Annotated in this window: 1 protein-coding gene; it reads right to left on the minus strand. The window is 45.2% G+C overall.

The window, feature by feature from the left end; all coding sequences use genetic code 11:
* Positions 1 to 92: 92 nt before the first annotated feature.
* Positions 93 to 1,218: response regulator (locus F6K53_RS43725; RefSeq protein ID WP_293087052.1), on the minus strand; the 1,126-nt coding region annotated here is incomplete at its 5' end.

The following is a 1,218-nucleotide window of genomic DNA, read 5'->3' on the forward strand; positions in this document are numbered from 1 at the left end:
TAGATTCTCGGATATATCATCAACAATTAAAATGTTCCCTTTAGGGGTCTTAATTTCAATGATATCTAATGGTGTCTTAGTGTGAGTAATAGTCATGATGTAGCTGGTTCAGTTAAATCAATGATTTTGTCGCAACGAAAATTTCGCACCAAATCCGTCAGTGCGATCGCAACCGGACCATGTTCGGAAGGAATTTGCTCGATTAGCTGGAAAATCCGCTGATTATTAACTTGGTTAGCTGCTTGGTACAGCTGTTCAACCCACTCAGCAGGCATCACAGCTAGAGCTTCCCGCGTCAGCGCCTCAGTTGCTGACCTTTGAGGTGAGGTGGCTGAAGTTTTTTCTTCATAGACATAACGTACTCCGAGATAGCGAGCCATTGTTTCAAAAATCTCCTCCTCCTGGAAAGGTTTACGCACAAAATCGTCACAACCAGCAGACAAGATAAGCACTCGCTCTTCATTAAAGGCACTGGCAGTCAGAGCAATAATAACGGTCGCTTGACCCTTCAAATGGGCTTTGATCTGTTTAGTAGCCTCGTAGCCATCCATTATTGGCATCCGCATATCCATCCAGATCAGATGGGGTTCCCAACTCGACCATAGCGCTACCCCTTCTTTACCATTCTCGGCTTCACGAACCTCGAATCCCAGTGGCTCTAGCAGCTTGACCAGTAGTTTTCGACTCTCCCATTTATCTTCAACTACCAGGATCCGATACTTAGGTTGGTCAGGTGCTAATCCAATCACCGATCGGGTTGGGTGTTGTGTCTGAATGTCTGCACCTGCTCCAGCCAGACTAATCTGGATATCAAATCTAACGATTGTTCCTCCACCTAGAGGACTACTAAGGGTGATATCCCCTCCCATCAACTTCACGAATTGTCGGCTAATGGATAAACCCAAACCAGTTCCTTGCTCAGATTTCCGACCGATTTCAGTTTGGACAAATGCTTCAAACAAGCTGTCAATCTCAGCTGGATCAAGACCAGGACCGGTATCTTCTATTTCAAAGGTGATTGTCTGTCCGGTAAGGGTTGCAGGTTGTTCGCCCTTGGCGTTCCCGTAGGGTAGGTTAGCAGGTTGAAGGTTAGCAGGTTGAAGGTTAGCAGGTTGAAGGTTATTAGGTTGAAGATTATTAGGTTGAAGATTAGTAGGTTGAAGGTTAGCAGGTTGAAGGTTAGTTGGTTGAAGGTTAGTTGGTTGAAGATTATTAGGT

Source organism: Moorena sp. SIO4A1 (assembly GCF_010672065.1).
Lineage (GTDB): Bacteria > Cyanobacteriota > Cyanobacteriia > Cyanobacteriales > Coleofasciculaceae > Moorena.